General features: G+C 31.0%; 14 protein-coding genes. 5 read left to right on the top strand and 9 right to left on the bottom strand.

Annotation, left to right across the window (positions count from 1 at the left end):
* Positions 1 to 141: 141 nt before the first annotated feature.
* The gene (locus MUA21_RS02385) at positions 142 to 1,029 is read right to left on the bottom strand and encodes an EMYY motif lipoprotein (RefSeq protein WP_073343194.1); all 888 of its coding nucleotides are present in this window, start codon (positions 1,027 to 1,029) and stop codon (positions 142 to 144) included.
* Between the two features lie 127 nt (positions 1,030 to 1,156).
* On the opposite strand from MUA21_RS02385, the gene MUA21_RS02380 reads away from it, so the two are divergent.
* The 3 genes from MUA21_RS02380 (at position 1,157) to MUA21_RS02370 (ending at position 3,074) form a co-directional block, all read left to right on the top strand.
* Positions 1,157 to 1,699: a GrpB family protein gene (locus MUA21_RS02380; protein WP_046207416.1), complete on the top strand. Its 543-nt coding sequence runs from the start codon at positions 1,157 to 1,159 to the stop codon at positions 1,697 to 1,699.
* Positions 1,700 to 1,823: 124 nt separating this feature from the next.
* On the top strand, positions 1,824 to 2,747 hold the full coding sequence (gene murB, locus MUA21_RS02375; RefSeq protein WP_046207415.1) for a UDP-N-acetylmuramate dehydrogenase: 924 nt from the start codon (positions 1,824 to 1,826) through the stop codon (positions 2,745 to 2,747).
* Between the two features lie 12 nt (positions 2,748 to 2,759).
* Positions 2,760 to 3,074 (top strand): CHY zinc finger protein, encoded by a 315-nt coding sequence (locus MUA21_RS02370; protein ID WP_070657651.1) that lies wholly within the window; start codon positions 2,760 to 2,762, stop codon positions 3,072 to 3,074.
* A gap of 128 nt (positions 3,075 to 3,202) precedes the next feature.
* Here the strand turns inward: MUA21_RS02370 and MUA21_RS02365 are convergent, their stop codons facing one another.
* The 8 genes from MUA21_RS02365 to nrdI form a co-directional block, all read right to left on the bottom strand.
* Complete coding sequence (locus MUA21_RS02365; RefSeq protein ID WP_107525900.1) at positions 3,203 to 3,532, bottom strand: PH domain-containing protein; 330 nt, start codon at positions 3,530 to 3,532, stop codon at positions 3,203 to 3,205.
* Positions 3,533 to 3,788: 256 nt separating this feature from the next.
* Complete coding sequence (locus tag MUA21_RS02360; RefSeq protein ID WP_262561736.1) at positions 3,789 to 4,838, bottom strand: ferrated catecholamine ABC transporter substrate-binding lipoprotein SstD; 1,050 nt, start codon at positions 4,836 to 4,838, stop codon at positions 3,789 to 3,791.
* Positions 4,839 to 4,944: 106 nt separating this feature from the next.
* Entirely contained in the window at positions 4,945 to 5,745 is an 801-nt protein-coding gene (locus MUA21_RS02355; protein ID WP_046207411.1) for an iron ABC transporter ATP-binding protein, read from the bottom strand.
* A complete protein-coding gene (locus MUA21_RS02350) occupies positions 5,742 to 6,701 on the bottom strand; it encodes an iron chelate uptake ABC transporter family permease subunit (protein ID WP_107360119.1) in 960 nt (319 codons plus the stop codon). The genes MUA21_RS02355 and MUA21_RS02350 overlap by 4 nt, the downstream gene beginning before the upstream one ends.
* A complete protein-coding gene (locus MUA21_RS02345) occupies positions 6,691 to 7,659 on the bottom strand; it encodes an ABC transporter permease (protein WP_262561735.1) in 969 nt (322 codons plus the stop codon). The genes MUA21_RS02350 and MUA21_RS02345 overlap by 11 nt, the downstream gene beginning before the upstream one ends.
* Before the next feature lie 464 nt (positions 7,660 to 8,123).
* Positions 8,124 to 9,092 carry a class 1b ribonucleoside-diphosphate reductase subunit beta gene (nrdF, locus tag MUA21_RS02340; protein ID WP_019469517.1) on the bottom strand — a complete coding sequence of 323 codons (969 nt, stop codon included), beginning with the start codon at positions 9,090 to 9,092 and terminating at the stop codon, positions 8,124 to 8,126.
* 238 nt (positions 9,093 to 9,330) lie between these two features.
* Entirely contained in the window at positions 9,331 to 11,436 is a 2,106-nt protein-coding gene (gene nrdE / locus MUA21_RS02335; protein WP_262561733.1) for a class 1b ribonucleoside-diphosphate reductase subunit alpha, read from the bottom strand.
* Positions 11,399 to 11,797, bottom strand: a complete 399-nt coding sequence (nrdI, locus tag MUA21_RS02330; protein WP_262561732.1) for a class Ib ribonucleoside-diphosphate reductase assembly flavoprotein NrdI — start codon at positions 11,795 to 11,797, stop codon at positions 11,399 to 11,401. The genes nrdE and nrdI overlap by 38 nt, the downstream gene beginning before the upstream one ends.
* Before the next feature lie 711 nt (positions 11,798 to 12,508).
* On the opposite strand from nrdI, the gene MUA21_RS02325 reads away from it, so the two are divergent.
* On the top strand, positions 12,509 to 13,396 hold the full coding sequence (locus MUA21_RS02325) for a DMT family transporter (RefSeq protein ID WP_262561731.1): 888 nt from the start codon (positions 12,509 to 12,511) through the stop codon (positions 13,394 to 13,396).
* Between the two features lie 13 nt (positions 13,397 to 13,409).
* Positions 13,410 to 13,910, top strand: coding sequence for a preQ(1) synthase (gene queF / locus MUA21_RS02320; protein ID WP_046207405.1), 501 nt, complete (start codon positions 13,410 to 13,412; stop codon positions 13,908 to 13,910).
* Positions 13,911 to 13,933: the final 23 nt, after the last annotated feature.

The raw sequence follows: 13,933 nt of genomic DNA, 5'->3' as shown, positions 1-13,933 counted from the left end.
TAAAAATATTTAACACACCACATTGTATCTAAAAGTGTGAAATTCCAATGATATTCACATATCATTGTTTCCAATTATACACAATTACCTTTTTATTGTTAACAGTTTATTACAAATCTCATAACTTAATTGAATAATTTATTATTGATATTTACCTTTTATTTCGGCATACTTTTTATTAAAATCCTTATCATATTGTTTTAAATCTTTACTTTCTTTCGGTAATTGATTGATGTCTATTTTAGCTATTGCTTCACCAATTTCAATTGTCTCTTCTCTTGTTTCATAGTAATTTTGTAAGCTGTAGTACATCTCAATCGTATTTTTACGCGCATCATTCACATAACCATCTGTAATTTCTGCCTTGTTTAAGTCTTTAATTTGTTTTTTTATTAATGGCATAATTTGATTTTCAATGGCTTGTTGCTCTGATTTAGCACTTCTAGCATTTGATTCTTTTTCCGCTGTATTTTTTAAATCTTTATTATTTTGTTCTAATTTCTCTTTAAAGCCTTTAACACTTTCACCTGCATTATTAGCTTTTTTCATATTTTCTTCTACTTGTGATCTATTCTTTTCGAAAAGTTTTGTATAATCTAAAATATCTTCATTTGCTTTAACTGACTGATTGTATAAATCAACAAATGTTTTAAGTTCATCAATCGCAGCTTTTTTCTTTTTGATTGATGTTAAATATTTAGATTTTAATTCTTTGGTTTCTTCGGACTGTGCTGGCAGATTTTTTGTAGCTTTCTCATATGCTTCAAATTTAGGTATTAACTTGCTATTCAAATTGTTTTGCAATTGATTAAATTCTTTTTTGTTTTTATCAGTCATATCTGTTTTACTTAAATCATTAATGTTTTCTAAATCAATAGAATCCATTTCTTTATTGAACGCCTTTTCTTTTTGCTTTACATCATTTAAAGTGCTATCGAAATCTTTAAATTCGTTGGCACCTTCATGTCCGCAAGCAACAATTACGACAGCAAAACAAACTAATAAAACAAAGCACATTAATTTTTTCATTTCTGCACTCCTTATCATTACGTATTATACAGAAACTTATTTAACTTGAAAATAATATATGATATATTATTCCAGAATTTATAGTTTAACAATTTATTTTGATCATTTAAAGGAGTGATTTAATTCAATGTATTCGGATGTTCAACCTTTTATCAAAGAAGATGTTCAGCAAACTTTTATTAAACAATATAAGATGCTACGTCATAAATTATTGACCCTTTTAGATACACCAGTAAAAACAACACATCATATTGGAGGGACTAGCCACTTCAACTACCCTACTGAACCTATTTTAGATGTATTAGTAGGGGTAGATGATTTACATGATATCACTGCTTTAGATGAAAAAAGACTAAATTATCAAGGTTTTTATAGACTTCATCATCCATATCACAAAAAAGTAGTTATGGCTCAATTTAATAATCTCATTGATTTAAAACAAATTGCTCGATTACATATTGTTCAAATAGACTCACAACTTTATAATGATTATCTGAAGACAAATTATTATTTAACAATCAATGCATCTTCAGCAACTCATTTCGGAAAACAAAAGTACAATTTAGCAACTGATACAGCGCCAATTCGTGAATACGAAAATCAGAAACAATTACTTTTTAAACAACTACTCCGTGAAATTAATAAAGATTTATCGAACACACATCACTAACGTTTAAATATTAAAAGAATAAATAAACTGAATCGTTTTCAATAAAGCGATATACTGTTTAGCAAACAAGTTAAATCATTGGTATAATATATAAATGAATTCAACAGGAAAGGATGTTCTATAATTGCATAAAGATGACATCTTAAAAGAATTAGAAGCAATAGTTCCAAAAAATATTATAAAAGTTGACGAACCACTAAAACGCTATACATACACTGAAACGGGAGGTCAAGCAGATTATTACTTATCTCCAACGCAAAATGAGCATGTACAAGCTATCGTCCATTTTGCTTACACAAACGATATCCCCGTCACGTATTTAGGGAATGGTTCAAACATTATTATCCGAGAAGGTGGAATTAGAGGCATTGTCATCAGTTTACTCCAGTTAGATTATATTGATGTTTCAGATGATGCAATCATCTCAGGAAGTGGTGCTGCAATTATTGATGTATCACGTACTGCACGAGACAATGCACTAACTGGATTGGAGTTTGCCTGTGGTATCCCAGGGTCAATTGGCGGTGCTGTATTTATGAATGCGGGGGCTTATGGTGGTGAAGTCAAAGATTGTATCGATTATGCCCTATGCGTTAATGAAAAAGGAGACTTAATCACACTAACAAACAAAGAGCTTGAGTTAGATTATCGTAATAGTATCGTTCAAAAAGAACACTTAGTTGTATTAGAAGCTGCATTTACATTAACGCCTGGCAATCTACAAGATATCCAAGAGAAAATGGATGATTTGACTGAAAGAAGGGAAACAAAACAGCCACTAGAATATCCATCTTGTGGCAGCGTCTTTCAACGACCACCAGGACATTTTGCTGGTAAATTAATACAAGATTCAAATCTACAAGGCTATCGCATAGGTGGCGTAGAAGTATCAAAGAAACATGCAGGTTTTATGGTAAACGTAGATAAAGGTACTGCAACTGATTACGAAGATTTAATACATCACGTACAAAAAACAGTTAAAGCTAAATTTGATGTTGAACTTCATCCAGAAGTTAGAATCATCGGTGAGCATCCTATTGAACGTTAGGAGTGTTATAAGATGCCAAAAATATATGGTGCAACTGTAGATAGCGAGACACGTTGTACACATTACCATACACCGTTAGATGTAATAGCAATTAAATTCAAATGCTGTAATAAATATTATCCATGTTATAAATGTCATAATGAAGACACCTCTCATCCAATACAAAGATGGGAAACTGAAGAGTTTAATACAAAAGCTATTTTATGTGGTGTATGTAAACATGAAATGACAATCAATGCATATATGTTGATTGAAGCTTGTCCAAACTGTGATGCCCATTTTAATAATCGCTGTAAATATCATTACAGCACGTACTTTTCTATATAATTGGCGTTTAACAATAAGAGCGAGACAGAAATTTATTTTTCTAATTTCTGTCTCGCTCTTTGATATATTCAAATATCGTAAATCCATTTTAAACATAGTAGAGGCACGTTCTCTTAAACACTATCTTCTTATTGAATGTTTATTTTGTCCTTTACAAATTGTACAAACGCTTCTGTATCACCTTTTTGTATATCTTTCATCGGCATTGGTCCAATATTAAATGTGAAATGAATGCGACCGTCTTCGTATGTAATTTTCTCTACTTCATCATAACCTATACTTCTATAATAGAATTCCCCATTCATATCTACATTTAAAATAATGCGTTCGTTTGTAGCAATAAACGCACCTTCAAATTCTGTAGAACCTTGTACAGAATACTCTATCGTACCCAATACACTAGGTCCTTTCTTTTCTGTTGGAAATAAATCATTTGGGTTCACATTATCTAAAATCATTTTTATGTCACCTTCTTTTACTGTTTTTATTCATTATACAAGTTTTTAAATCAATTTATTACTTAAGTGCTCAATGTCATTTTAGTACTGAGCCAAACAAAAAACAATTGAGACTAATCAAGCGCACCCCTGTCACATTTAATAACTATTGGTAAGCAAGACTATACCATATTAAAAAAGCAGTGAATTCACGTTTAAAGTGATTTTCACTGCTATTAGTATACGTTATTAAGACAATCCCCACTTATGCCTATTATTATTTTTTATCTAATGCTTTCTCAACTTCTTCAATTTGTTTAATTGCAGTTGTTGTTGAACCACTTGAGAAGTACCAAAGTTTTGGATCCAATTCATATACTTTACTATGTTTAATCGCATCAACATCTTTGATGACATCATTGCTCAATGCTTTTTTAGCAGTAGATTTACCTGCTACAGCTTGTCCGCGGTCCATCGCAAAAATAATACCAGGATTTTTTTCTGCAACATATTCATTTGTAACATTTTGTCCATGATTACTTTCTTTAATTTCTTTATCTGCTGGTGTAAAGCCCATTGTATTAAATATCATAGAACCAAAACGTTCACCTGGACCAAATGTTGATAATTCACCTTCATTTACTAATAAATATAACGCTTTTTGATCTTTTAAATCTTTTGTTTTTTCTTTTATACCTGCGATTTTATCGTCTAATTTTTTATTAAGAGACTTAACTTCATCTTCTTTTTGATAAATTTTACCTATTTTTTCAGCGTTGGCTTTAAGCGACTTAACTTCATCTTTATTATCTACGCCTATGTAAACAACTTTAGCATCTGGTGCTGCTTTTTTAAATTCATCCAAGTTTTTTTGGTTAGCTGTACGTCCAGATATGAATATTACCTCAGGTTTTGCTTCTGCAACTTTGTCATAATTCACTTCTTTCAAACTACCAGTATTTAAATATTTATCACTTTTAAATTCACTTAAGAAATCTGGTAATGATTTAGCATCTTCACCTTTAGGAAGTGCTTTAACTTTATCTCCAAGTCCTAACTCTTTTAATGTATCTAATGCACCATAATCAAAGACAACTGCATTTTTAGGATTTACTGGAACATCAACTGATTCTTTTACAGATTTTGCGTCACTGCCATCACGCTTTTCACCATTAGCTTTATAATTATTTTCTATTTTAACTGTTTTGTTTGATTCATTATTATCTGATTTTGTGTCAGATGACTTCTTGTCGTCTGAACCTCCATTACTACATGCTACTAATAAAAACATTAAACCTATAACCATAAATAAAGCAAATTTCTTCATATGTTTAATCCTCCTGGAATAATAAAGTTAATCACCATTTCAATATGCCTTTTAAAATGAACAACGTTGCAGTTGCATCACTCCCTTCATTAACAACCATTTCATTTTAGACTGATTGTAATATCGATAGTTCATACTCTGCTGTTTCTTCATCAAAATATACACAAATACGTTGTCCGCGAATGTCTTCAATTTTAACGTCCATATCATATAGTGTCTTAAGCGTATCTTCTTGTATAACTTCATCTTTAGTACTTGCTTTGACCATTTCTCCATCTTTCAATGCAATGATGTCATCTGAATAGCACGAAGCAAAATTAATATCATGTATGACAACAACAATAGTTTTATTGAGTGATTTAGCGAGTTGACGTAATGTTTTCATAATTTGAACTGAATGTTTCATGTCTAAATTATTTAATGGTTCATCAAGCAAAATATACTCTGTGTCCTGTGCTATCGTCATAGCTACATATGCACGTTGTCGTTGACCACCTGACAATGTTTTTAAGTAACGGTGTCTAATTTCTTTAAGATTCAATAACTCAAGTGCATACTCAACTTGCGCTCGATCCGCCTCATTTAAGCGTCCTTTCGAATATGGAAATCTTCCAAAATTAACAAGTTGCTCCACAGTAATATTTAACTCAGTATGATTGGCCTGTTTCAAAATAGATAATTTTTTAGATAACTCATTACTTTTATATTCAGATATAGCTTTCCCCTCAATCTCAATAGTTCCTTTATCGAAATCAATCAAGCGTGTGATTGCTGATAATAAGGTACTCTTACCAGCGCCGTTTGGACCTATCATTGAAGTTAAACGCCCTTTACTGATTTCTACATTAATGTCATTTAAAATCGTTTTATCCTGAATCGTTTTAGTCAATCCTTGAACACGTATCAATTCGCATGTCTCCTTTTAATTAATAGATAGATAAAGTACGTTCCACCTACTAAGTCTATAATGATACTCACTTGCGTCGTCGCTTCAAATAAATTTTCCACTACACTCTGTGCAATAAATAAACTCAACCAACTTAAACAAATCGTTGCCGGCAATATATATTTATGTTCATAGGTTTTCATCAATTCGTGTGCTAGATTAACTGTTAACAATCCTAAAAATGTAATTGGACCTACCAATGAAGTAGAGATGGATACTAATATCGCAACAAGTATAAGTAATAATCTTGTAACCATTTTATAAGACAAACCTAAATTAATTGCTTGGTCTTTGCCTAATAAAAGTACATCTAAATACGGTATCGCAATCACTGTAATAAGGATTAATATCATTAATATAACTCCGCACAGCATCACCAATTTACTATTGGAAGCATCAAAATTGGCAAACATTGAACTCTGGACTGCCAAAAAGTCTTCAGGATTAATAATCAGTTCTAAAAATCCAGTGATACTTCTGAAGAAAGTGCCTAAAATAACTCCTATGAGTAAAATAAAGTATATTGACACATCACCAATTCTAAAGATACCTTGAAATAGTAATAGTGAAAATACAACCATTACTAACAGTGAAGTAGCAAAACTTAAATATATATTAGTAACAAATGCAGACTGTACACCAAACACAAATACTAGCAATACTTTCACAAACATATATACAGCATCAAGCCCCATAATCGACGGTGTTAACAAACGATTCGTTGTAATTGCCTGAAAAATGACTACTGAAGCTGCAATTGCTCCACCTACCAATAGCATAAGCACTAATTTTCTAAAACGGCTGATAAACTGGTATCTAAAAATTTCGAAATCAATACCGATGAAAAGATAAATTAAAGCAACACATAAAGTGATAGCGATTAATATCATTAACTTTGATTTAGCACTAATCTGCATAATTATGTCTTCCTTTCATCAATAAGATTAAGAAAATAATCGTGCCAAAAACACCAATTGTTAAACCAATATTTATTTCATATGGATAGACAATAATCCTACCAATTATGTCAGAAAACATAACAAATACTGCCCCTAACATTGCTGTATGAGGCAATGCTTGTTTTAAATGATCACCTCTAAAAATTGACACAATATTCGGAACAATGAGGCCTAAAAATGGTAATGTCCCCACTGTAACAACTACAAGCGCTGTTATAGTCGCAGTGATAAATAAACCAATATTTATTATTTTTTTATAGTTAACGCCTAAGTTATTACTAAAATCTTTCCCCATCCCTGCAATCGTGAAATGATTAGCAAATATATATGTAAGTATTAATAAAGGAATGCTTAAGTATAATATTTCATATCTACCACTCGTAATGATAGCAAAATTTCCGTTAAGCCAGTTGCCTACACTTTGTACAGTATTCGTTTTTAGAGCAAGAAATGTCGCTAAGCTAGACACAATACCACCAAGCATAATACCTAAAAGTGGAATAAAAATAACATCTGTGAATCTTATGTACTGTACTAATTTAACAAATAAGAATGTGCCACCGATGCTTAATATTACTGCAAATATTAATTTAATAATAATATTCTCTTGTGGAAAAAATATCATTGATATTAAAATACCTAACTTGGCCCATTCCATTGTCCCTGCTGTCGTTGGACTCACAAATTTATTTTGCATCATCTGCTGCATAATAAGTCCAGAAAGCGCTAAAGTACTGCCAGAGATTAAGATACTTATAGTTCTGGGGATCCTACTAGACACGATGATATTTATTTGTTCATGCGTTAAATGAAAAATATCAGTAATCGATACTTTACTAACGCCTATAAATAAAGAAAGGATAGTTAAAAAGAATAAAATAATAGCTAAGACAACGCCATTTAGTAAAAATTTCATAGTGAGTAATTAATCCTTTCATAAACGCTATATCGTATTGAATGTGATAATCATTATCAATACCTATAAATTAAATTTTATCATCTTTGCAAGTAAATTCAATAGCAATAATAGAGATTATCAAAACAATTCTCCATTTATGTCAAAAATATCTAAATTAGAAACTAAGACATTTAATCAAGTACTTTCATTTTATACTCAAGTATTTATAGAAATTTTTGTCGTTTCACTTGAATCACTCATTTAACTATTACATAAAACAAAATTAGTGTTCGAATTAGTTGTATTGGCATAAAATTTGTAAATTGTAGTACATCGAACGAAACTTATACAAATTAAAAAACGTCAATTTCTATATAATTTCAATAGAAACTGACGTTTATTGGTGATTAAAAATTGCTTATATTTCAGACATCTGCAATCACTAAATTTTATATTATTATGATAGTTGAAATGGTCACAATTTAGTCTTCAAAAATAAAATCTTCATCTTGTAATGCTTCAACGTTTAGCGCTAATGTATAACCATCGCCTTTAACAGAGAAGAAATCATGGTTTTTTGTAGATGTATCTAGCGCATTTTCGATAATTGGATTAAATTCTCTCTCTTCAAAGTACGGATCAAATCCAAGGTTTGATAATGCTTTGTTACCATTATATCTTACATAGTTAAGCACATCTTCAGTTAAACCGATGTCATCATATAAAGATTGTGTATAAGAAACTTCGTTTTTATATAATTCATCTAATAGTTTATACATTTCTTGGTCTGCTTGTTGTTTTTCACTTTCAGACAATTCATTTCGTAAACTTTGCGCATCCATCCCAGTAAACACACCATGAATAGATTCATCTAATAAAATTTTACGAATGATTTCTCCTGAGGTTGTCATTTTACCTTGCCCAGCTAAATATAATGGGTAATAGAAACCAGAATAGAATAAAAATGTTTCTAGAAAAACACTTGATACACGTGCGATATATTGATCATAAATCGATGCTTCTTTACCCCATAATTTATGATAATTATTTACAATTTTATCCGATTTAAATTTCAAATGTGGCTCTTCTAGGACCCATTTATCTAATAAGTAGTTTGTTTCGCTAGATGGTAATAAAGTTGTAAAGATGTGAGAATAACTTTTAGCATGAATTTGTTCCATCATCGCCATAAAGGAATAAACCGCTTTTTTACGTAAATCTGTAGTATGTAACATGATTAATGGCATGCCATCATCTGCTTGGTGTGTATCCAGACCAGTTAAACCTGCTAATGCTTTTTTAAATGCATTTTTTTCTTCATCGGATAATGTTTTCCAACTTGCAATATCTTTTGAAACTTTAAATTCAGTTTCTACCCACATTTGCGAAATATTTTGTCGCCAAAACATATTTGTCATATCTTCTTGAGTATTCCAATTGACTGCTTTCATTTAGATAATTCCCCTATCTAGTAAATATTTATTTGAATTATAAAACACAGAAAGTGGGACAGAAATCTAAATATATCTTTAGATTTTCTATCCCTCTGCATAAGTGACTCTATTTCTATAATGTTGATACACTTTAATTTAAATCATGTTCACTTAATGCATTACCTTTTTGTTTTTAAAACATATGCGATATTTCAAGATTCATATTTCCTTGTTCATTAAATTAGATAGCCTCGTTTTATATTGCACAACTCGTACATTCTTCAACACTTAATAATTTATTTCTAGTGTAATATAAAGATTTCAACCCTTTATGATGTGCATAAACATATAATCTAGATAATTCACGTGTTGATATCTCTGAGTTTACATAAAGAATTGTAGAAATACCTTGATCCACATGTGTTTGGATCGTAGCAATTAAATCGATTAATTTCATTTGATCAGTATTGAATGCAGATTTGTAATACCACATTGTTTCTGGTGATAAGAATGGCATTGGATAAAACGTTTCTGCATTACCGTAAGTACGGCGCTCAATTTGGTCAACTATCGGCATAACTGAACTTGTCGCATTTTGAACATAAGAAATACTTTGTGTTGGTGCAATCGCTAAACGATATGCGTGGAATAAGCCGTGAGTTTCAACTTCTTTTTGTAATGCTTTCCAATCTTCAGGTGAAGGAATTTCTAAACCTTCAAATAATTTACGTACTTTTTCATATTTTGGTGTAAACGTTTGCGAAGTGTAAAACTCAAAATATTTCCCATTCGCATAATCTGATTTATCAAAGTCTTTAAATGTTTCTTGTCTATCTTTTGCAATTTCCATGGATCTTTCAATTGAATAATAGTTCATCATCATGAAGAATATGTTAGCAAAATCTTTTGCTTCTTCAGACTCATAACCAATTTTATTTTTAGCTAGATAACCATGTAGATTCATAACGCCTAATCCAACTGAATGTAATTCACTATTAGCTTTTCTAACACCTGGCGCATTTTGTATATTTGCTTCATCACTGACCACTGTCAATGCATCCATGCCTGTGTGCACTGAATCTTTAAATTTTCCAGATTCCATAACATTAACAATATTTAAAGATCCTAAGTTACAAGATATATCACGTTTTATTTCGTCTTCGATACCATAATCGTTAATAATAGACGTTTCTTGTAATTGGAAGATTTCTGTACATAAGTTACTCATTTTAATTTGACCAATATTAGAGTTAGGATGTACTTTATTCGCATTATCTTTAAACATTAGATAAGGATAACCAGATTGCAGTTGTGTTTGTGCAATCATATTTAGCATTTCACGAGCATCTTTTTTCTTTTTATCAACATTTGGATTGGCTACTAAACTTTCGTAGTATTCATCTAAATTAATGTCATCTAACGTTACACCATATTCATTATAAACTGTATGTGGTGCGAACATATAAAAGTCTTTACCTTCTTTTGCCAGTTCAAAGAATTTTGAAGGTACAATTAAACCAGTAGAAATAGTTGATAATCGTAAATCTTCATCCGCGTTAACTTTTTTAGTATCTAAAAATTCTTCTACATCATAATGGAAAATATTTAAGTACACAGCACCAGCCCCAGGACGTTGTCCTAATTGGTCAGCATAGCTAAATCCACCTTCAAGAGATTTAGCAACAGGTAATACACCTTTTGCCACGCCTTTAATACCTTTAATCGCTTCTCCTCTAGCACGCAATTTAGATAAGTTGATAGCAACACCGCCACCAATTTTACTTAACTGTTTCGCTGTAGAATCTATAAAATTGATTGAATTTAAACTGTCGTCTACTTCTAGTAAGAAACATGACACAAGCTCACCACGACGCGCACGCCCAGCATTTAAAAACGTTGGCGTTGCTGGTTGGTAACGTTGTTCAATCATAGCTGAGATAAGTTGTCTAGCTGTCGGTTTATGACCATTTGCTAGATATAGTGCAACGATTACAACATGTTGCTTATAATCTTCTAAGAACTGTGTTTTATCGTTTGTCTTCAACGCATAGTCTTTAAAGAATTTACTTGCTGACATATAACTGGCAAAACGAAAGTCAATACTTTTAGCATAATCTGTAATTTCTTGTAAATCCGCTTCTGAATATTTTTCAAAAACGTCAAAATAAAAATCGTTATCCACGAGATAATGTAAGCGTTCAATTTCAGTATCAAAATAGATTGTCTTATCTTGAATCTCTTCTAAATAAACTGCTAGTGCTTCTTGATCCTTTTCCAAATTAAAGAAACCATTATCTTTTCTTTTTGTAACCTCATTGTTTAATTCAATATGATTGTATTTCTTCTCGTCCATAATCTTCATTGAAATTTCCCACCTTATCTTTAAATTCATTTATATCATCTGCAGTGCCCTGTACTTCAAACTTCAATAATAATGGAACTTGGTAACGTTCCGAAATTAATCGTCCAGCTTTTGCGAAATTTTGTCCCCAATTACGGTTTCCGCTAGCTGCAACAGCTTTTAATAAATCATCATTTACTTCTAAAAACGCTTGAACTGGTTGGGGTACCTCACCAAATCCTATTGTCCCAGTGACCAAAACGAATGGCTCCTCAATTCTCTCTGAACAATTATTTTGCGTGATTTCCATAACATTTGTCAGTTCGGTTTTTTTTATAAATCTGCGCACATTGCCGGAAAACGAAAAATATACCACTTTCATTGGCTCACCTTCTTTCTAAATAGAAATACGTAAGTTGGAAAATCAAAAATTGTAAGGCTTTCGAGGTGTTGTTTTTGAATGTATTAAATGATTGAAATAACCACTATATATAGTAACTTGTAATTCTATAAGTAGGTATGTAAAAACTCAACATTTAAGTATTAATGCCTTATTTGTCATTATTTAAAGCCTGAAACTGTGTGATTTTACTTAAAATTTGATTTATTATAAATAAATTGACCACGTATCAAAACACAATATATAGTGTTTCGCCCTGGCCATTAATACTATATTATGTGTTTCATTATACATAACTCATCGCCTTATTAAAAGTCTTTAATTTATGTCAAAACAATGAAAACAGTATGAAAATGGCACCAATTCAACCTTAAACTCAATTTTAAATTTTTAAAAAATATTTTTTCGACTTTTAGAGGCTCAATGCTTGCTTTTTTTAATTTCTTTTTAAAGCTTGATATATCTGGATTATCTAGCCCTAGACCTTATATATTGCGCTTCATATATTATATTTTAGAACTAATTGGTATACTTAATTACTTTTAAAATTTCTTAATGAAACACTATACAAACAGAACATTTGTTCGTATTTATACTTTAATATATTTCCCTTTTAAATTCAAGCATATATACATTTTCTAATTAACTATGCTAATATAGATACGTTAAAATTTTAAAATTGAGGCGATATATGTGAATCCAAAAATAAAAGGTATTATTGCTATTCTAATTTCTGCAGTTGGTTTTAGCTTTATGTCTGTTTTTTTTAGATTAGCTGGAGATCTCCCTGTCTTTCAAAAATCATTGGCAAGAAACCTAGTGGCAATGTTTATTCCTTTGTATTTTATATTTAAGTACAAACAACCACTTTTTGGTAAATTGAGTAGCCAGCCTTTATTAATATCTCGTTCTGCGCTTGGCTTAATTGGCGTATTATTAAATATATATGCCATCGACCATATGATTCTTAGTGACGCAGATACATTAATGAAATTAAATCCTTTTTGGACGATACTACTTAGTTTGATTTTCTTAAATGAAAAAGTACGCAATTACCAATTTATTGCTATGATCGTAGCCATTTTGGGTATGTTATTCGTTGTGAAACCTGAGTTTTCTTCTTCTATGATTCCAGCGATTGCCGGATTACTATCAGGTATCTTCGCGGCAAGTGCCTATACTTGTGTTAGAGCATTAAGTAGCAAAGAGGCACCATATACGATTGTTTTTTATTTTTCTTTCTTCTCTATAATAGCACTCATTCCATTTACGATATTTACATTCGAACCAATGTCTGTCATGCAAGTTGTTTATTTAATCGGTGCTGGCTTAGCTGCGGCTGCTGGTCAAATAGGTATTACCTTAGCCTATAGTTTTGCCCCGGCTAAAGATATTTCAATATTTACGTACGCATCTATTATATTCACCGCGCTATTTGGTTTTATTTTATTTGGTGAGTCACCAGATTTCTATGCAATTCTAGGTTATATCATTATTATTGGTGCAAGCTATTATATGTTTGAAAAAGCAAGACGCCAACCGTTAACCGTTCAGAAAAAGGAACAAAAATCTAAATATTAAAGGAGCAATTACGATGTCTGAAGGACGTAAACATGAAGATTTAAAAGATATTACTTTACTAGGAAACCAAAATAATAAATATGATTTTGATTATCGACCAGATGTATTAGAATCATTTGATAATAAACACCCGGGCCGTGATTATTTTGTTAAATTTAATTGTCCTGAGTTTACATCTTTATGCCCTATTACGGGTCAACCTGATTTTGCTACTATTTATATTTCGTATATTCCAAATATTAAAATGGTAGAATCTAAATCATTAAAATTGTATTTATTTAGCTTTAGAAATCATGGCGATTTTCATGAGGACTGTATGAATATTATTATGAATGATCTCATCGACTTAATGGATCCACATTATATAGAAGTTTGGGGAAAATTCACGCCTCGTGGTGGTATATCTATTGATCCTTATACAAACTATGGTCGCCCTGACAGTAAATATGAAAAAATGGCAGAACATCGTTTAATGAATCATGATCTCTATCCAGAAAAAATAGATAATCGTTAATACAATAGGATAAACAAAAACCA

It is taken from the genome of Staphylococcus ureilyticus (assembly GCF_025558845.1).
Taxonomy (GTDB): domain Bacteria; phylum Bacillota; class Bacilli; order Staphylococcales; family Staphylococcaceae; genus Staphylococcus; species Staphylococcus ureilyticus.
The sequence above is the reverse complement of the archived record's forward strand: the minus strand, read 5'-3'. Positions and strand labels throughout refer to the sequence as shown.

Excerpts from the sequence above, each read along its gene's own strand:
- MUA21_RS02385 (WP_073343194.1), bottom strand. The coding sequence starts at position 1,029 with ATGAAAAAATTAATGTGCTTTGTTTTATTAGTTTGTTTTGCTGTCGTA.
- MUA21_RS02380 (WP_046207416.1), top strand. The coding sequence starts at position 1,157 with ATGTATTCGGATGTTCAACCTTTTATCAAAGAAGATGTTCAGCAAACT.
- MUA21_RS02370 (WP_070657651.1), top strand. The coding sequence starts at position 2,760 with ATGCCAAAAATATATGGTGCAACTGTAGATAGCGAGACACGTTGTACA.
- MUA21_RS02365 (WP_107525900.1), bottom strand. The coding sequence starts at position 3,532 with ATGATTTTAGATAATGTGAACCCAAATGATTTATTTCCAACAGAAAAG.
- MUA21_RS02360 (WP_262561736.1), bottom strand. The coding sequence starts at position 4,838 with ATGAAGAAATTTGCTTTATTTATGGTTATAGGTTTAATGTTTTTATTA.
- MUA21_RS02350 (WP_107360119.1), bottom strand. The coding sequence starts at position 6,701 with ATGCAGATTAGTGCTAAATCAAAGTTAATGATATTAATCGCTATCACT.
- MUA21_RS02345 (WP_262561735.1), bottom strand. The coding sequence starts at position 7,659 with ATGAAATTTTTACTAAATGGCGTTGTCTTAGCTATTATTTTATTCTTT.
- nrdF (WP_019469517.1), bottom strand. The coding sequence starts at position 9,092 with ATGAAAGCAGTCAATTGGAATACTCAAGAAGATATGACAAATATGTTT.
- nrdE (WP_262561733.1), bottom strand. The coding sequence starts at position 11,436 with ATGAAGATTATGGACGAGAAGAAATACAATCATATTGAATTAAACAAT.
- nrdI (WP_262561732.1), bottom strand. The coding sequence starts at position 11,797 with ATGAAAGTGGTATATTTTTCGTTTTCCGGCAATGTGCGCAGATTTATA.
- queF (WP_046207405.1), top strand. The coding sequence starts at position 13,410 with ATGTCTGAAGGACGTAAACATGAAGATTTAAAAGATATTACTTTACTA.